The sequence below is a fragment of the Tenacibaculum salmonis genome (assembly GCF_041053065.1).
GTDB lineage: Bacteria > Bacteroidota > Bacteroidia > Flavobacteriales > Flavobacteriaceae > Polaribacter > Polaribacter pacificus_A.
Genome location: NZ_JBFCVV010000001.1, coordinates 1245001 through 1260846 on the forward strand (window position 1 = coordinate 1245001; position 15846 = coordinate 1260846).

13 protein-coding genes are annotated in these 15846 nt (G+C 28.8%); 11 read left to right on the forward strand and 2 right to left on the reverse strand.

What is annotated here, in order from left to right:
• The first annotated feature begins 414 nt into the window (after nt 1-414).
• Genes AB0T67_RS05385 through AB0T67_RS05400 form a run of 4 tightly spaced genes read left to right on the forward strand, consistent with a single transcriptional unit; the run spans nt 415 to nt 4391 of the window.
• Nucleotides 415-1242, forward strand: a complete 828-nt coding sequence (locus tag AB0T67_RS05385; RefSeq protein ID WP_271231471.1) for a prephenate dehydratase — start codon at nt 415-417, stop codon at nt 1240-1242.
• Nucleotides 1242-2387 carry a pyridoxal phosphate-dependent aminotransferase gene (locus AB0T67_RS05390; protein WP_369219466.1) on the forward strand — a complete coding sequence of 382 codons (1146 nt, stop codon included), beginning with the start codon at nt 1242-1244 and terminating at the stop codon, nt 2385-2387. The genes AB0T67_RS05385 and AB0T67_RS05390 overlap by 1 nt, the downstream gene beginning before the upstream one ends.
• A gap of 52 nt (nt 2388-2439) precedes the next feature.
• The gene (locus AB0T67_RS05395; protein ID WP_101907784.1) at nt 2440-3288 is read left to right on the forward strand and encodes a prephenate dehydrogenase; all 849 of its coding nucleotides are present in this window, start codon (nt 2440-2442) and stop codon (nt 3286-3288) included.
• 20 nt (nt 3289-3308) lie between these two features.
• On the forward strand, nt 3309-4391 hold the full coding sequence (locus AB0T67_RS05400) for a bifunctional 3-deoxy-7-phosphoheptulonate synthase/chorismate mutase type II (RefSeq protein WP_271231469.1): 1083 nt from the start codon (nt 3309-3311) through the stop codon (nt 4389-4391).
• A 50-nt stretch (nt 4392-4441) separates the two neighbouring features.
• On the opposite strand, the gene AB0T67_RS05405 is transcribed toward AB0T67_RS05400, so the two are convergent.
• Nucleotides 4442-4900 carry a hypothetical protein gene (locus AB0T67_RS05405; RefSeq protein ID WP_271231468.1) on the reverse strand — a complete coding sequence of 153 codons (459 nt, stop codon included), beginning with the start codon at nt 4898-4900 and terminating at the stop codon, nt 4442-4444.
• Between the two features lie 260 nt (nt 4901-5160).
• Between AB0T67_RS05405 and rsgA the strand changes: the two genes are divergently transcribed.
• From rsgA to AB0T67_RS05435, 6 genes are all read left to right on the forward strand, one after another.
• Nucleotides 5161-6126, forward strand: coding sequence for a ribosome small subunit-dependent GTPase A (gene rsgA / locus AB0T67_RS05410; RefSeq protein WP_369219467.1), 966 nt, complete (start codon nt 5161-5163; stop codon nt 6124-6126).
• Nucleotides 6127-6579 carry a D-aminoacyl-tRNA deacylase gene (gene dtd / locus AB0T67_RS05415; protein ID WP_369219468.1) on the forward strand — a complete coding sequence of 151 codons (453 nt, stop codon included), beginning with the start codon at nt 6127-6129 and terminating at the stop codon, nt 6577-6579.
• A gap of 67 nt (nt 6580-6646) precedes the next feature.
• Nucleotides 6647-7339: a tRNA-uridine aminocarboxypropyltransferase gene (locus AB0T67_RS05420; protein WP_369219469.1), complete on the forward strand. Its 693-nt coding sequence runs from the start codon at nt 6647-6649 to the stop codon at nt 7337-7339.
• An 11-nt stretch (nt 7340-7350) separates the two neighbouring features.
• Complete coding sequence (locus tag AB0T67_RS05425; RefSeq protein WP_369219470.1) at nt 7351-7989, forward strand: TatD family hydrolase; 639 nt, start codon at nt 7351-7353, stop codon at nt 7987-7989.
• A complete protein-coding gene (locus tag AB0T67_RS05430; protein ID WP_369219471.1) occupies nt 7986-8702 on the forward strand; it encodes a tRNA threonylcarbamoyladenosine dehydratase in 717 nt (238 codons plus the stop codon). The genes AB0T67_RS05425 and AB0T67_RS05430 overlap by 4 nt, the downstream gene beginning before the upstream one ends.
• Nucleotides 8703-8766: 64 nt before the next feature.
• Nucleotides 8767-9411: a YceI family protein gene (locus AB0T67_RS05435; RefSeq protein WP_369219472.1), complete on the forward strand. Its 645-nt coding sequence runs from the start codon at nt 8767-8769 to the stop codon at nt 9409-9411.
• A gap of 49 nt (nt 9412-9460) precedes the next feature.
• Here AB0T67_RS05435 and lipB read toward each other — a convergent pair whose 3' ends face one another.
• Nucleotides 9461-10165 (reverse strand): lipoyl(octanoyl) transferase LipB, encoded by a 705-nt coding sequence (gene lipB, locus AB0T67_RS05440; RefSeq protein ID WP_369219473.1) that lies wholly within the window; start codon nt 10163-10165, stop codon nt 9461-9463.
• 83 nt (nt 10166-10248) lie between these two features.
• On the opposite strand from lipB, the gene AB0T67_RS05445 reads away from it, so the two are divergent.
• Nucleotides 10249-15771 carry a GEVED domain-containing protein gene (locus tag AB0T67_RS05445; RefSeq protein ID WP_369219474.1) on the forward strand — a complete coding sequence of 1841 codons (5523 nt, stop codon included), beginning with the start codon at nt 10249-10251 and terminating at the stop codon, nt 15769-15771.
• Nucleotides 15772-15846 lie beyond the last annotated feature (75 nt).

The window sequence follows — 15846 nt, forward strand, 5'->3', positions numbered from 1 at the left end:
AAAAAGCTTATTCAATAAACAAATACAAAGGTTATTGTTTAAAATAAAACTATTATAAAATAAAGTACTAAACAGAAAGATAATTATTAATTAAATAATAAATTAAAATAAATCAAAAAACAACATAAACTACTGTAAATCAACAACATAAATGAATTATTGATTTTAACAAAAATTATTAACCTTATTAATAGTTTCTTTTTTAAAAATATTTAACAAGTAATTTGTTTTTCTAATATTAATCTTTAGATTTGTAACGTACAACAAAAACAAAAATGATGTTACAAAACGTTTGGCAAGGTTTTTATTTCCACTTTTATTTCTTTAATAAGAACTGAGGCTTTGTATCGTATTGTTAACTAACACATATAATTATAAAGCCTCGATATATCGAGGCTTTTTTTTTAATTTAAAATGAAACAAATTATAGCAATTCAAGGAGCAGAAGGATCTAACCATCATAAAGTAGCTCGTGATTTTTATGGCACTACAATTGACTTAAAAGAATGTATGTCTTTTGATGTTTTAGTAGATAGCTTACTTGATAAAACAGCAAATGTTGGTATTATGGCGCTAGAAAATACAATAGCAGGTTCTATTATACCAAACTACGCTTTAATTGATAAAAATAATTTACACATAATTGGTGAAGAATATTTAAATATTCATCATCATTTAATGGCGCTTCCTAATCAGAAAATTGAAGATATTACCGAAGTTTGTTCGCATCCGATGGCACTACTACAATGTAAAGAGTTTTTTAAGAAACATAAACATATTAAATTAGTAGAAGATGTTGATACTGCGGAAGTAGCCAAAAGAATTGCTAAAAATAACTTAAAAGGAGTTGCAGCCATTGCACCTAAAATTGCTGCAGAAATTTTTGGTTTAAATGTTATTGAAGATGACATTCAAACCATGAAAGAGAATTCAACCCGATTTGTTATTGTACAAACTAAAGAACCTAGTAACGGAATTGATACGATAAATAAAGCATCGTTAAAATTTCAACTTGATCATAAAAGAGGTAGTTTAGCTACTCTTTTAAATGTATTAAGCGATTGTAAAATGAATTTAACAAAAATACAATCGTTACCAGTAATTGAAGCTCCTTGGAAATATTCATTTTTTGTAGATGTTACCTTTAATGAATATAAAAATTACGAAAAGGCAATTTCTATCATTAAAATAATGGCAGAAGATTTTAAAGTATTAGGAGCATATAAAAACGGAAGAAAATAATGATTCAACCAGCAAAAAGATTAGATACCGTACAAGAATACTACTTCTCTAAAAAATTAAGAGAAGTTAGAGAATTGGCAGCAGCAGGAAAACCAATTATCAATATGGGAATTGGTAGCCCTGATTTATTGCCTCCTACTAATGTAATTAATGCTATTCAAGAAAGTTTTGGAGATGCAACTGCTCATAAATATCAAAGTTATCAAGGATTACCTGAATTAAGAAACGCAATTTCTAAGTTCTATGATGAAAAATTTGGAGTAGCATCTAATCCTGAAAATGAAATATTACCTTTAATGGGTAGTAAAGAAGGAATTATGCATATTTCTATGGCTTTTTTAAATGAAGGCGATAAAGTATTAATTCCAAATCCTGGTTATCCGACTTATACTTCTGTTACTAAATTAGTAGGTGCAACACCACTTTTTTACAACTTAAGTGATACAACTAACTGGCAACCAAACTTTGAAGAATTAGAAAAGTTAGATTTAGAAAACGTAAAAATTATGTGGGTGAATTATCCGCATATGCCAACGGGAACAAATGCAACTTTAGAAACTTTTGAAAAATTAGTAGCTTTTGGTAAAAAACATCAAATATTAATTGTTAATGATAATCCGTATAGTTTTATTTTAAATGATAATCCTATCAGTATTTTACAAGTGGATGGCGCTAAAGAGATTGCTTTAGAATTAAATTCATTAAGTAAAACATTTAACATGGCAGGTTGGCGTGTTGGTATGGTTTTGGGTAATGCTAACTTTATCAACCAAATATTAAAGGTTAAAAGTAATATGGATTCTGGTATGTTTTACGGAATTCAAAAAGGTGCTATTGAAGCTTTACATTTATCTGATGAATGGTTTATCGCTCAGAATAAAATATATGAAGAGCGTAGAAATTTAATTTTTCAACTTGCTGATAAATTAAATTGTACTTATAATAAAAATTCAACAGGTTTGTTTGTTTGGGCTAAAATTCCTGAAGGAAAAACATCCGAAGGAACTGCCGATGAAATTTTATACGGAAAAGATATATTTATTACTCCTGGAACTGTTTTTGGTTCGCAAGGAGAAGGTTATATTCGTTTTTCGTTATGTATTACAAAAGAAGTAATTAAAGAAGCAATTAATAGATTTGCCTAAATAGGTAAAATAAAATATCATTTCTGTGATAGAAATGCAGTAAAATAATAATATGAACGTATTTGTAATTGGTGTTGGTTTAATTGGTGGAAGCATGGTTTTAGATATTCAAAGAGAATATCCTGAGGCTGTTGTTTATGGAATTGATGCCAACGAAAATCATTTAGATGAAGCTAAAAAAATTGGCGTAATTCATCATAAAGCAACGTTTAGCGAATTAGAAAAAGCAAGTATTGTAATTATTTCAATACCTGTTGATGTTCAAATAGCAATAATACCTAAAGTTTTAGATATTATTGCTGATGATTGTTTAGTTTTAGATGTAGGTTCTACAAAAGCAAACATTTGTGAAGCTATTAAAAATCATCCGAAGCGAAGAAATTTTTTAGCAACACACCCTATTGCAGGTACTGAATTTTCAGGACCAACAGCAGCACATGAAAATTTGTTTAAACAAAAAACAAATATTATTTGTGAAGTAGAAAAAACAGCTTTCAAATTACAAGAAATAGCTTTAGAAATTTTCTCAAAGCTAGGAATGAGAATTCGTTATATGGATGCAAAATCGCACGATAAACACATTGCATATGTATCTCATTTATCGCATATCAGTTCTTTTATGTTAGGAAAAACTGTTATCGAAAAAGAAAAAAACGAACGTGATATTTTTGACATGGCAGGTTCTGGTTTTGCATCAACAGTTCGTTTAGCAAAAAGTTCACCAGCAATGTGGACGGCTATTTTTAAACAAAATAAAGACAACGTTGTAGAAACTTTGGAAGAATATATCAATAATTTACAACAATTTAAAGAGTTAATACTAGAAGATGATTTTACTAAAATCCATAACGAAATGGAAAGTACAAATCACATAAAACAAATATTAAACGGCATAAAATAAAAGCCATAATAATTATTAAAATGGAAAATACAAAAGAATTAAGAACATGGTTGGATGATATGAATTTAGCGCATCCACTAGTAATAGCAGGGCCTTGTAGTGCAGAAACCGAAGAGCAGGTTTTAAAAATTGCACACGAATTAAAAGATTCTGATGTAAACTATTTTAGAGCAGGAATTTGGAAACCAAGAACTAGACCTGGAAATTTTGAAGGTGTAGGTGCTTTAGGTTTAAAGTGGTTACAAAAAGTAAAAGAAGAAACAGGAATGAAAACCTGTACTGAAGTTGCCAATGCAGCCCACGTAAAATTAGCTTTAGAACATGATATAGATTTATTATGGATTGGTGCTCGTTCAACAGTATCGCCATTTATTATGCAAGAAATTGCGGATGCGTTAAAAGGAACTGATAAAATCGTATTAGTTAAAAATCCTGTAAATCCAGATTTAGCTTTATGGCTAGGTGGTATTGAAAGATTATATACAGCAGGAATTAAAAATTTAGGAGCTATTCACAGAGGTTTTTCTACGTATGAAAAATCTAAATACAGAAATATTCCTGAATGGCAAATTGCTATTGAATTTCAAAACAGATTTCCTGATTTACCTTTAATTTGTGACCCTTCGCATATTACAGGAAACAGAGAAATGGTTTTTGATGTTTGTCAAACTGCTTTAGATTTAAACTTTGATGGTTTAATGGTTGAAACTCATTTTGACCCTGAAAAGGCTTGGAGTGATGCTGCTCAACAAGTAACTCCTACTAAGTTAAAGCAGATTATGACTGATTTAAAAATCAGAAAAGCAACAGAAACAGATTCTGAATACAGAGAATCTTTAGATAATTTACGTGCTCAAATTAACGTTGTTGATGGTCAACTAATAGAAATGTTAGGAAAAAGAATGAGCGTTGCTGATAAAATTGGTGCTTTAAAGAAAGATATGAACGTTGCTGTTTTACAGTCTAGACGTTGGAATGAAATTCTTGGAAACATGATTTTAGAAGGTGAAACTAAAGGTTTAAGTGAAGATTTTGTTTTAAAAATGTTTAAAGCAATTCACCAAGAATCTATTAATCATCAAGAAAAAATTATTAACGGATAAAAAAAAGGAGCTTCAATTGAAGCTCCTTTTTTTTTTAAAAGATTAAGATATTATTTTAATCTTTTAAAAATATATCTTGTAATAAAAATACCATTTTTATCACCTTTACCTCCATAACTCTCAACTCCTGAATTTACAAAAGCTAAATCCCATCCTTCTTCAACCATGGTATTTATTTTTGAGCTAATTACAGCATCATTTGCTACAATATTCTGAAATCTAATTCCTCCCATATTAAAGAAGTTTAATAATTTAGTTTCATCGAAGTTTTTTACTCTAATCTCAGCACGGTCAGATTTATTTCTTTTGTCTTTCTTTTTTTCACTAGACCTTGTTGATGTAAAACTCTTATAATCTCTGTCTTCATTAGATGAGATTAATCTTGACCTACCTAATCCATTAGGAACTGTTGACTCTACACTTGTAATAACCTTGTACTCAAATTTCTGAGCGTTTACTGATGTTAAACCTAATGCAATAAATGCAATTAGTAATAATGCTTTTTTCATAAAAAATTATTTTTTTTTTTAATAAGCACGCAATATAATATTTTTAAATTTAAAATATTCAAATCTATAAAAATGCCTAGCCCCGATTGAAGCATTTGTTTGAGCTCTTTTTTATTTTTCTTTTCGAAAAAATAAAAAAAGCGAGTGCGGAAAGCGGGAAATTGCTTCAAATTATTAGTTATCAAAAGTATTTGCTACTAAAACTAAAAACACAGCAACCGACACTTTAATTTTTACATAAATTTCTGCATCTTTGTACTATGACAGGAATCGTATATAAATCTACAGGAAGTTGGTATTGGGTAAAGTGTGAGGATGTTTTATACAAATGCCGTATTAAAGGAAAATTTCGACTAAAAGGTATTAAAAGTACCAATCCGATTGCAGTTGGAGACAAAGTTGATTTTGACTTAGAAACCAAAAATAACGAAGAAACTGGTGTAATTACCGAAATTCATGAACGTGATAATTTTATTGTTCGTAAATCGGTAAATTTATCTAAGCAAACACATATTATTGCAGCTAATATTGACCAAGTTTTTTTACTGGTTACTATTAACAATCCGCCTACTTTTACCACTTTTATTGATAGATTTCTAGTTTCTGCAAGAGCTTACAGAATTGATACTATTTTAGTTTTCAATAAAATAGATTCTTATAAAGTAGAAGAACGTGGTGAAATTTTATACTTAAAAGATATTTATGAAACTATCGGTTACCGATGTATCGAAGTATCTGCAAAGGAAAACACCAATATTGATAAAATTAAAGAAATAATGCTTGGAAAAACTTCAATGTTTGTAGGACATTCAGGAGTTGGAAAAACAACATTAGTAAATACTATTGATCCTGCTTTAAATTTAAAAACTAAAGAAATTTCTGATCAACATAATCAAGGAAAACACACCACAACTTTTGCAGAAATGTTCGATTTAAGTATCGAAAACTCAAAAGATGCCCGAATTATTGATACACCTGGTATTAAAGGTTTTGGAGTTGTTGATATTGATAAATATGAATTAGGAGATTATTTTCCTGAATTTTTTGCACTAAAACAAGATTGTAAATTCAATAACTGTATTCATGTAAACGAACCAAAATGTGCCGTAAAAGATGCTTTAGAAGCTGATACTGTTTCATGGGAACGTTATAAAAGTTATTTGCAAATTTTAGAAGGTGAAGAAGAACATTATCGTACTGATATTTGGGAAAAAGATAAAGAGTAAATGAAAGCAGTTGTTCAAAGAGTAACCAATGCCAGTGTAACTATTGAAGGTGAAAAGGTCGCAAGTATCAAAGGTGGTTTGCTAATTTTAGTAGGTATTACTGATGATGATCATACAGAAGATATTAACTGGTTATCTAAAAAAATAACGAATCTTCGAATTTTTAATGATGAAAATCAGGTGATGAATCAATCTTTAATTGATATTAAAGGAAATGCAATTATCGTTAGTCAGTTTGCATTACAAGCATCAACAAAAAAAGGAAACAGACCAAGCTACATGAACGCTTCAAAACCTGAAATCGCCATTCCTTTATATGAAAAGTTTATAAATCAGGTAGAAAACGACTTAGGTAAAAAAGTACAAACAGGTAAATTTGGTGCAGATATGAAAGTAGAACTTTTAAATGATGGACCTGTTACTATTATTATCGATAGTAAAAATAAGGTATAAAACTTTATTTTATAGTTGGCTAGTTGGCAGTAATTCAAAAAAAGAGATATTCACTTTGAAAGTATAAATGAAAAACCCAAGAATCAAATGTTACAAATGCATGATGCCTTCATCTTCATGTATTTGTAAACACATTAATCATTTACAAACCAAAACTCGTTTTATTATCCTTATGCACCCAAAAGAGTACAAAAAAGAAAGAAACGGAACGGGACGTATGACAAATCTTCAACTTGAAAATTCTGAAATTATAGTTGGTGTAGATTTTACAAATAATAAACGTGTAAATGAAATACTAACTGAAGAAAAAAATTCTTCTTTCTTACTTTACCCTGGAGAAGATAGCTTCAATTTATCAGTAAGAAAAAGTTCAGAAATAATTTCATTTATGGGTGATAATCCACATATTTTTATTCTTGATGGAACATGGCCTTGCGCTCGTAAAATGCTAAAATTGAGTAAAAACTTACAAAAACTAAAAAGAGTAAGCTTTGATAATAAAATAAAATCGAAATTTACCATTAAACAACAACCAGCACCTCTTTGTCTTAGTACTATTGAATCAGTTTATACAGTCTTAAATTTACTTAATCAAAGTAATTTAGAACAATGTGATACGAAAGATTTTCTTATTCCTTTTGAAAAAATGATTGACCATCAAATTAAATGTATGGTAGACACAAATAACAAAGAGCTTATTCCTAAGAATATTTATAAAAAAAATATGGAAAGAAGTATTATTTTTGAACAAGAAAGTTAGTTATCTTTTTTATGAAGTTTATAGATATTCATACGCATACTAATTCTGATGAGAATTTTACTATTTTAAATTGTTATCCGAATTCAACAGGTTTTAATACGCCTTTTTCTATTGGGATTCATCCGTGGTTTATCCTTGAAGAAAAAATTGAAGATGAACTTATCTTTATCAAAAAAAAACTACTTCATAAAAATTGTTATGCCATTGGAGAATGTGGTTTAGATAAATTATCTGAAGTAAATTATGCACTTCAAATTAGTATTTTTAAAGAACATGTTAAATTATCAGAAGAATTTAAAAAACCATTAATTATACATTGTGTAAAGGCTTTTCAGGATATAATCCGTTTGAAGAAAGAACTAAAACCTTCTCAAAAATGGATTATTCACGGTTTTAATAAAAACAGTCAAATTGCTACTGATTTTATCAAAAATGATTGTTTTTTATCCTTCGGAAAAGCATTGTTAACATCAACTAAATTACAAGAAGTATTTTTAAATATTCCGTTGGATAAAATTTTCTTAGAAACAGATGATGCAAAAATTGATATTTCCACTGTTTATGAAAAAGCAAGTAACATCAAAAAAATTAGCATGAAAAAGCTACAAAAAAATATACATCAAAATTTTAATAAGATATTTAAGAAATGAGTTGGTTAGAAAGAACGGAATTATTAGTTCAGAAAGAAGGAATTGAAAAACTAAAAAAAGCAAATATTTTAATTGTTGGCTTAGGTGGAGTTGGCTCATTTGCAGCAGAATTTATAGCAAGAGCTGGTGTTGGAAAAATGACAATTGTTGATGGTGATGCTTTTGATGAAACTAATAAAAACAGACAATTACCCGCATTAGATAGTACCATTGGAAAAACAAAAGTAAGCGTAATTTCTGATAGAATTAAAGATATAAATCCTGAAATAGAACTAACAGCTATAGAAGAATTTTTATCGCCAGAAAGAGCTTTTGAAATAGTTAGTAATGAATATGATTACGTAATGGATTGTATTGATAGTATTACTCCTAAAATTAATTTAATTGTTGCCGCTAAAAGAAAAAAAGTGAAATTAATTAGTGCTATGGGGGCTGGTGGAAAATTAGATGCAAGTAAAGTTGTTGTAAAAGATATCAGTAAAACTAAAAATTGTAAAATGGCACGTGCGTTAAAAAAACGATTAAAAGAACGAAAAGTAAACAAAGGTATTACTGCTGTTTACTCGGAAGAAGTTCAAATTGCCGAAAGCTTACAACTAACAAACGGAGCTAATTTTAAAAAATCTTTTTATGGAACTATTAGCTATATGCCCGCCGCTTTTGGCTTACAAGCTAGTTCTTATGTTATTAACAAAATCTTAACGAAAAAATAATTTCCACGGAAAATATTTTTAGTTTATATTTGTTCTAAATAAAAAAATTTAAATACAAATAATCATGAAAAAATCAATTTTAGCTATTGCTCTTATCGCCATTACTGCAGTTTCTTGTAAATCAGAAAAAAAGAAAGTAGCTGTTAGCGAAGAAATTAAAGATGTTAAAAAAGTAGAAAATGTAATTAACTCTTACAAAGCAAATATTGCTGAATCTACTGTTACTTGGAAAGGAAACAAGCCAACAGATTCTCATAATGGTGTTGTTAACATTACAAAAGGTTTATTTGATATAGAAAATGGTGTACTTAAATCCGGTGAGTTTGTTATTGATATGACTTCAATTTCATGTGCAGATTTAGAAGCAGGTAAAGGTAAAGAGAAATTAGAAAAACATTTAAAAGATGGCGATTTTTTTGATGTTGAAAAATTCCCTACTGCTAAATTTGAAGTTGCTAGCTCTGAAACAAAAGATGGAAAATTACAAGTTACAGGTAATTTAACACTTAGAGGAACTACAAAAAGTATTACAATTCCAGCTACAGTTACTCAAAGTGAAGGTGTAGCTACTATTAAAAGTGATGTTTTTAGTATTGACAGAACTGACTTTGGAGTTACTTATAGTTCTAAAAAGTTTAATGCTGCTTTAAAAGATAAATTCATTAACGATTTAATGGAAATTTCTTTTAATATAAAGGCTGTAAAATAATTTCATTATAGTACATGAAAAAAGGGTTGATATAATATCAACCCTTTTTTTATTCATTAATAAATTCATCAACTTCAAAAAGTTCTTTAAAATGTTTTAATATTTTTTCTTTTACCTCAACTTCTGAAACTTTAAAACCTAATTCTGCTTCCATCGAAGTAACTGCTTTTCCTTTAATTCCACAAGGAATAATATTATCAAAATAACCTAAATTCACATTTACATTTAAAGCAAATCCATGCATAGTAACCCATCTACTTGCACGAATTCCCATAGCACAAATTTTTCTAGCAAACGGAGTTCCTACACCTAACCAAACACCTGTTTCTCCATCGCTTCGTGCTGCTTCTAATCCATATTCTGCAATTGTTAATATAATTGCTTCTTCTAAAAAACGAAGGTATTTATGAATATCTGTAAAAAAATTTTCTAAATCAAGAATAGGATATCCTACTATTTGCCCCGGTCCGTGATACGTGATATCTCCTCCCCTGTTTATCTTATAAAAAGTTGCTCCTTTTTCTTTTAATTGCGACTCATTTAGTAATAAATTACTTAAATCTCCAGATTTACCTAATGTATAAACATGAGGGTGTTCTACAAATAAAAAATGATTGGGTGTACTAATTTCGAGTTCTTTTTTTCTGTTTTCTCTTTTTATAAAAACCGTTTTTTCTAACAACTGGGCTTGATAATCCCAAGTATCTTTATAATCTTTTTGACCTAAATCACTTACTATTATTTTTTTATTCATAAATTAGTATTCTAAAAATAAGACCTCAAAGGTAGGGAAAATTAACTTTTAGCTGTTCTTACTATACCATTAACCTAATAATTATGATTAAAAAAATCCCTTTTCTAATACTACTAATTTTTACTTTTTTTAGTAGTAATTCATTTTCTCAAAATTACTGGAATAAAACAGTAAAAAAAGATAATTTTATTCAAAAAAATAAAATTCTTGATAGGGAAAACACACCTCAAAAATACTCTTTAGCTTCGTTAAACTTAAGTAGTTTTGAAAATCATCTAAAAAACTCTAATCTAAATAAAGGAGAAAGGATAATAACTTTACCCAACTCTGAAGGAAGATTAGAAGAGTATTCTTTTCATGAAACACCTTCTTTAGCACCTGAATTAGCGGCTAAATTCCCTATGATTAAAACATATTCTGCTCAAGGAATTAATAACCCTACTGCAGTTGCTAAAATCACATTAGGTGTTAATGGCTTACACGCCCTTATATATTCGGCTAATGAAAGTACAATATATATAGATCCGTATACTAAAGATAAAAAACAGTATATTATATATAAAAGAGATGACTTAAAATCGGATAATAATGGTTTTAACTGTCAAATTGAAGAAACGAAAAAAGAAATAATAAAGTCTTCAATTCAAAAAAAAAATGCAAATGATGGTAAATTAAGAACTTATAGGATTGCCATTGCTTGTACAGGTGAATATTCTCAATTTCATTTAAATAGAGAAGGTATTTCTAACTCAGCAACAGATGCTGTAAAGAAATCGGTTATTTTATCTGCAATGAATACTACTATAGCTCGTGTAAATACAGTTTACGAAAGAGATTTAGGTGTTCGAATGGTTATCGTAAATAACAATGATGAAATAATATTTTTAGACTCAACTACTGATGAATTAACTAATGATAATGCTAATAGCCTAATTGATGAGAGTCAAGTTAAATGTGATGCTATAATTGGTGATGCAAATTATGATATTGGTCATACATTCAGTACTGGTGGTGGTGGTTTAGCTTCTTTAAGATCTGTATGTAGGTCTGGTTCAAAAGCTAGTGGTATTACAGGTAGTGGACAACCTATTAACGACCCTTTTGATATCGATTATGTGGCGCATGAAATAGGACACCAATTTGGTGCTACACATACCTTTAACGGAACTGGAGGTAGCTGTGGAAGTAATATAGGTAGTACCTCTGTAGAACCAGGAAGTGGTACTACAATAATGGCGTATGCTGGTATTTGTTCTCCTCAAAATGTACAAAATAACAGTGATGATTATTTTCATACAGTTAGTATTGGTCAAATGTGGAATCATGTTCAGTCAGTTGCTAGTTGTGGTCTAACAACAGATACAGGTAATAATGCTCCCACTGCAAATGCAGGTAATAATTTTAGTATCCCTAAAAACACTCCTTTTATTTTAAAAGGAATAGCTACAGACACTGATGGAACTGCTAACTTAACGTACAATTGGGAACAAATAGATACCGAATCAGCAACAGTACCACTAGTTTCAACAAGTACACAAGGTCCTGCTTTTAGATCATTACATTCTAGTACATCTCCTAATAGATATTTACCAACCTTTTCTAATGTTGTTAATGGCGGTTCAAATCAATGGGAAGTTCTTCCTACTGTAGCTAGAGAATTAAATTTTGCACTTACCGTAAGAGACAATCATGCTGGCGGAGGTAATACAGCAAGAGATGATGTTAAAATTACAGTAACTGATTCCGAAGCTTTTGAATTTACGTATCCTAACACTGCTGTAAACTGGAATACTAGTTCTACACAAAAAATAACATGGAATAAAGGAACTACTGATAAAGCACCGATTAATTGTATGAAAGTGAATATTAAACTTTCTATTGATGGTGGATTAACTTTCCCTATTCTTTTAAAAGATAATGTTACTAATGATGGTTCTGAAGATGTTATTATTCCTAATACTCCAACAACTAAAGGACGTATTCTTATAGAAGCTGCTGATAATATTTTTTATAATGTAAACAATACTAATTTTACGATTGACTCTACAACACCTACTTTTTTAATTTCAAACCAAACTGATAAACAAGTTGTTTGTAATACAGGTAATAACTCTGTAGATTATACTTTAAAGTTCAAATTTGTTAATGGTTTTACTGAAACAGTAAATTTATCTGCTACTGGCTTACCTAGTGGAACTACTGCATCATTTAACCCTGCTACTATTAATAAAGAAGGAGATGTTGTTATGACAATAAATAATTTAAATGGGAGTAATCAACAAGATAACGTCATTATTATTGAAGGAAAATCGGCAACAGTTACTCAAACAACCACTGCATTATTAAAAATAACGGAAAATAGTTTTACTAAAATAAATTTAACAACTCCTAGTAATGCAACTGATGAGATTAGTATCAACACAAAATTTGAGTGGGAAGCTAATTCAAATGCTACACTATATAACATTGTAGTAGCCACTGACACTAATTTCAATAATATTATAATTGATGAAATAGTAGATACAAATTCATATATACCTTCAATAGATTTTTTATCAAAAAACACTAACTATTTTTGGCGTGTAAAGCCTAAAAATAATTGTAGCGAAGGAACGTATTCTGACATTAACATATTTACAACAGAAATACCTACTTATTGTTCGTTAGAATATCCTGATGAAACAGGTGGTGCTGAATATATATCTAACGTTACTTTTAATACAATTAATAACAACTCTTTAAATGACTCTGTAGATGGTTATCAAGATTTTAGTAATATATCAACAAATATAAAAAGAACACAAGAGTATGAAATTAGTGTAACTTTTAATACTGATGGATACCAAGATCATTGTTATGTATTTATTGATTGGAATCAAGATTATGTATTTGACAAAGCTACTGAAAGATATGATTTAGGAGCTAGAACAATTGATATTGCTACAACATCTTTAAAAATAACAGTACCAAATAATGCTGTATTAGGTAAAACTAGAATGAGAGTAACTATTGAGTATTATGAAACAGGTTCACCTAGTGGTGGTGGTCCATGTAATGCTGATCAGAATAGTCAATATGGAGAAACCGAAGATTACTCAATAGAAATTGAAGAAAAACCTGGTGCTGATTTTACATTAACCAATACAACTGGTAATTTATCTATTTGTAATAAAGCCGTGAATGATCAAATTTTTGAAATTGATTATAAAGCTCTGTTTAATTTTGATGAAGATGTTAGTTTTTCTGTTTCAGGAATTCCTACAAATACAACAAGCAACTTAAATCCAATATCAATAAATACAAGCGGACTTATAAAATTTACACTTTCTAATTTAAATAATGCAACTGTTGGTGACTATACAATAATTGTTACAGGAACAGCTAATTCAATTACAAAATCAATTGAAATTCCATTTAATATTAATGATAATATTTGTAATGCAACTGGTAATACAGATTCTCAAATAAGCACAACACTTGTTAAATTTGGAGAAATTAATAATCCATCAACAAAAACAACGGGTTATTCTGATTTTAAAACAATAGCAACAGAAGTTATAAAAGGAGAAAAATACCCATTGATTGTTAACGCTAATTCTAATGGTAATCAAACTGTAAAAACATTTGCTTGGATTGACTGGAATCAAAACTGCTTATTTGATACGAATGAAAAATATGATTTAGGTAATACAACAAATAATAATGGAGCAACAGCTAATAGTGGATTAGAAGTTATAGTTCCTTCAGATGCTTTATCAGGAACAACAACATTAAGAGTTATTACTAAACTAGCTAATGATGGGCAACCAAATTCTTGTGAAATAGATTTTAACGGAGAAGCTGAAGATTATACTATTACAATTACTCCTAGTTTTACATTAACAAATAAAACGGTAGGACAATCTATATGTAATAAAGCTGTGAATGAAGTTGAATACAAAATTGACTATAAAACATTCAATAGTTTTGATGAAAACGTAACTTTATCTACAGAAAATACACCTGTAAATTCGATAGTTACTTTTACTTCAGCAATAATTAGTACAGATGGAATGGTAACTTTAAAAATAGATAACTTAAATAATGTAACCGTAGGTGATTATACTATTAAAGTAAATGCTACCTCTAATTCAATTACAAAATCTATCGATTTGATACTAAGTATTAATAATAATCACTGTAAATCATCAGGTAATACAGATTCTCAAATAAGTACAACACTTGTTAAACTTGGAGAGATTGATAACTCATCAACAAAAACAACTGGTTATTCTGATTTTAAAGCAATTACAACAGAAGTTATAAAAGGAAATACATATCCGTTAATTATTAATGCAAATTCTAGCGGTAATAAAACTGTAAATACTTTTGCTTGGATAGATTGGAATCAAAACTGCTTGTTTGATGCTAATGAAAAATATGATTTAGGTAATACTACAAATACTAACGGAGCAACAAGTAATAGTGGATTAGATATTACAATTCCTTCTGATGCTTTATTAGGAACAACAACATTAAGAGTTGTTACAAAACTTGATGATGACGGAGAACCTAGTTCTTGTGAATTAGATTTTAACGGAGAAGTTGAAGATTATACTATTACAATTACTCCTAGTTTTACATTAACAAATAAAACGGTAGGACAATCTATATGTAATAAAGCTGTAAATGAAGTTGAATACAAAATTGACTATAAAACATTCAATAGTTTTGATGAAAACGTAACTTTATCTACAGAAAAGGCACCTGTAAATTCAACAGTTACTTTTACTTCAATAGTAATTAACTCAGATAAAACAGTATCGATAACCATATCTAACTTAAATAATGTAACCATAGGTGATTATACTATTAAAGTAAATGCTACCTCTAATTCAATTACAAAATCTGTCGATTTAATACTAAGTGTTAATGATAACCACTGTAAATCATTAGGAAATACCGATTCTCAAATAAGTATTACCAATGTTAACTTTGGAGAAATTGATAACTCATCAACAAAAACAACAGGTTATTCTGATTTTAAAGCAATAACTACAAATGTGATAAGAGGTGAAGAATATGATTTAAATGTTGACATTAATACTGATGGAAATAGTACTGTAAAAACTTATGCGTGGATTGATTGGAATCAAGATTGTAAGTTTGATGTAACAGAACTAGAAACGTATAATTTAACTACTACTAATTCATTAAGTATTAAAGTTCCTGAAGATGCATTAACTGGTACGACAACCTTACGTATTTCAACAAAATTAAATGAATTTCCTGAATCTTGTGAATTAGATTTTAATGGCGAAGTCGAAGACTATACTATAAATGTTGAAGAAAGTTTTGCTAATGATAAAAACTTATTCTCAGATTTAAAAATATACCCAATACCATCTGATGGAAAAATAACCGTAAATTTTAAAGTTAAAGTTAAAGATTTAACTATTATCCGATTATTTAATATGGTAGGTCAATTATTAGAAACCCAAACATTTTCTACTATTTCAAGTAAATTCAATAACGAAATTGAATTTTCAAAAATAAGTAGTGGAGTTTACTTTATACAAATTCAAAATGACGGAAAGATAAATACAAGTAAAATAATAATTCTTTAAAATAATACTTCTAAAAAAAGCGAGCTTAATAGCTCGCTTTTTTTATGTAATTTTACCAATATTGAAATTCAAAAA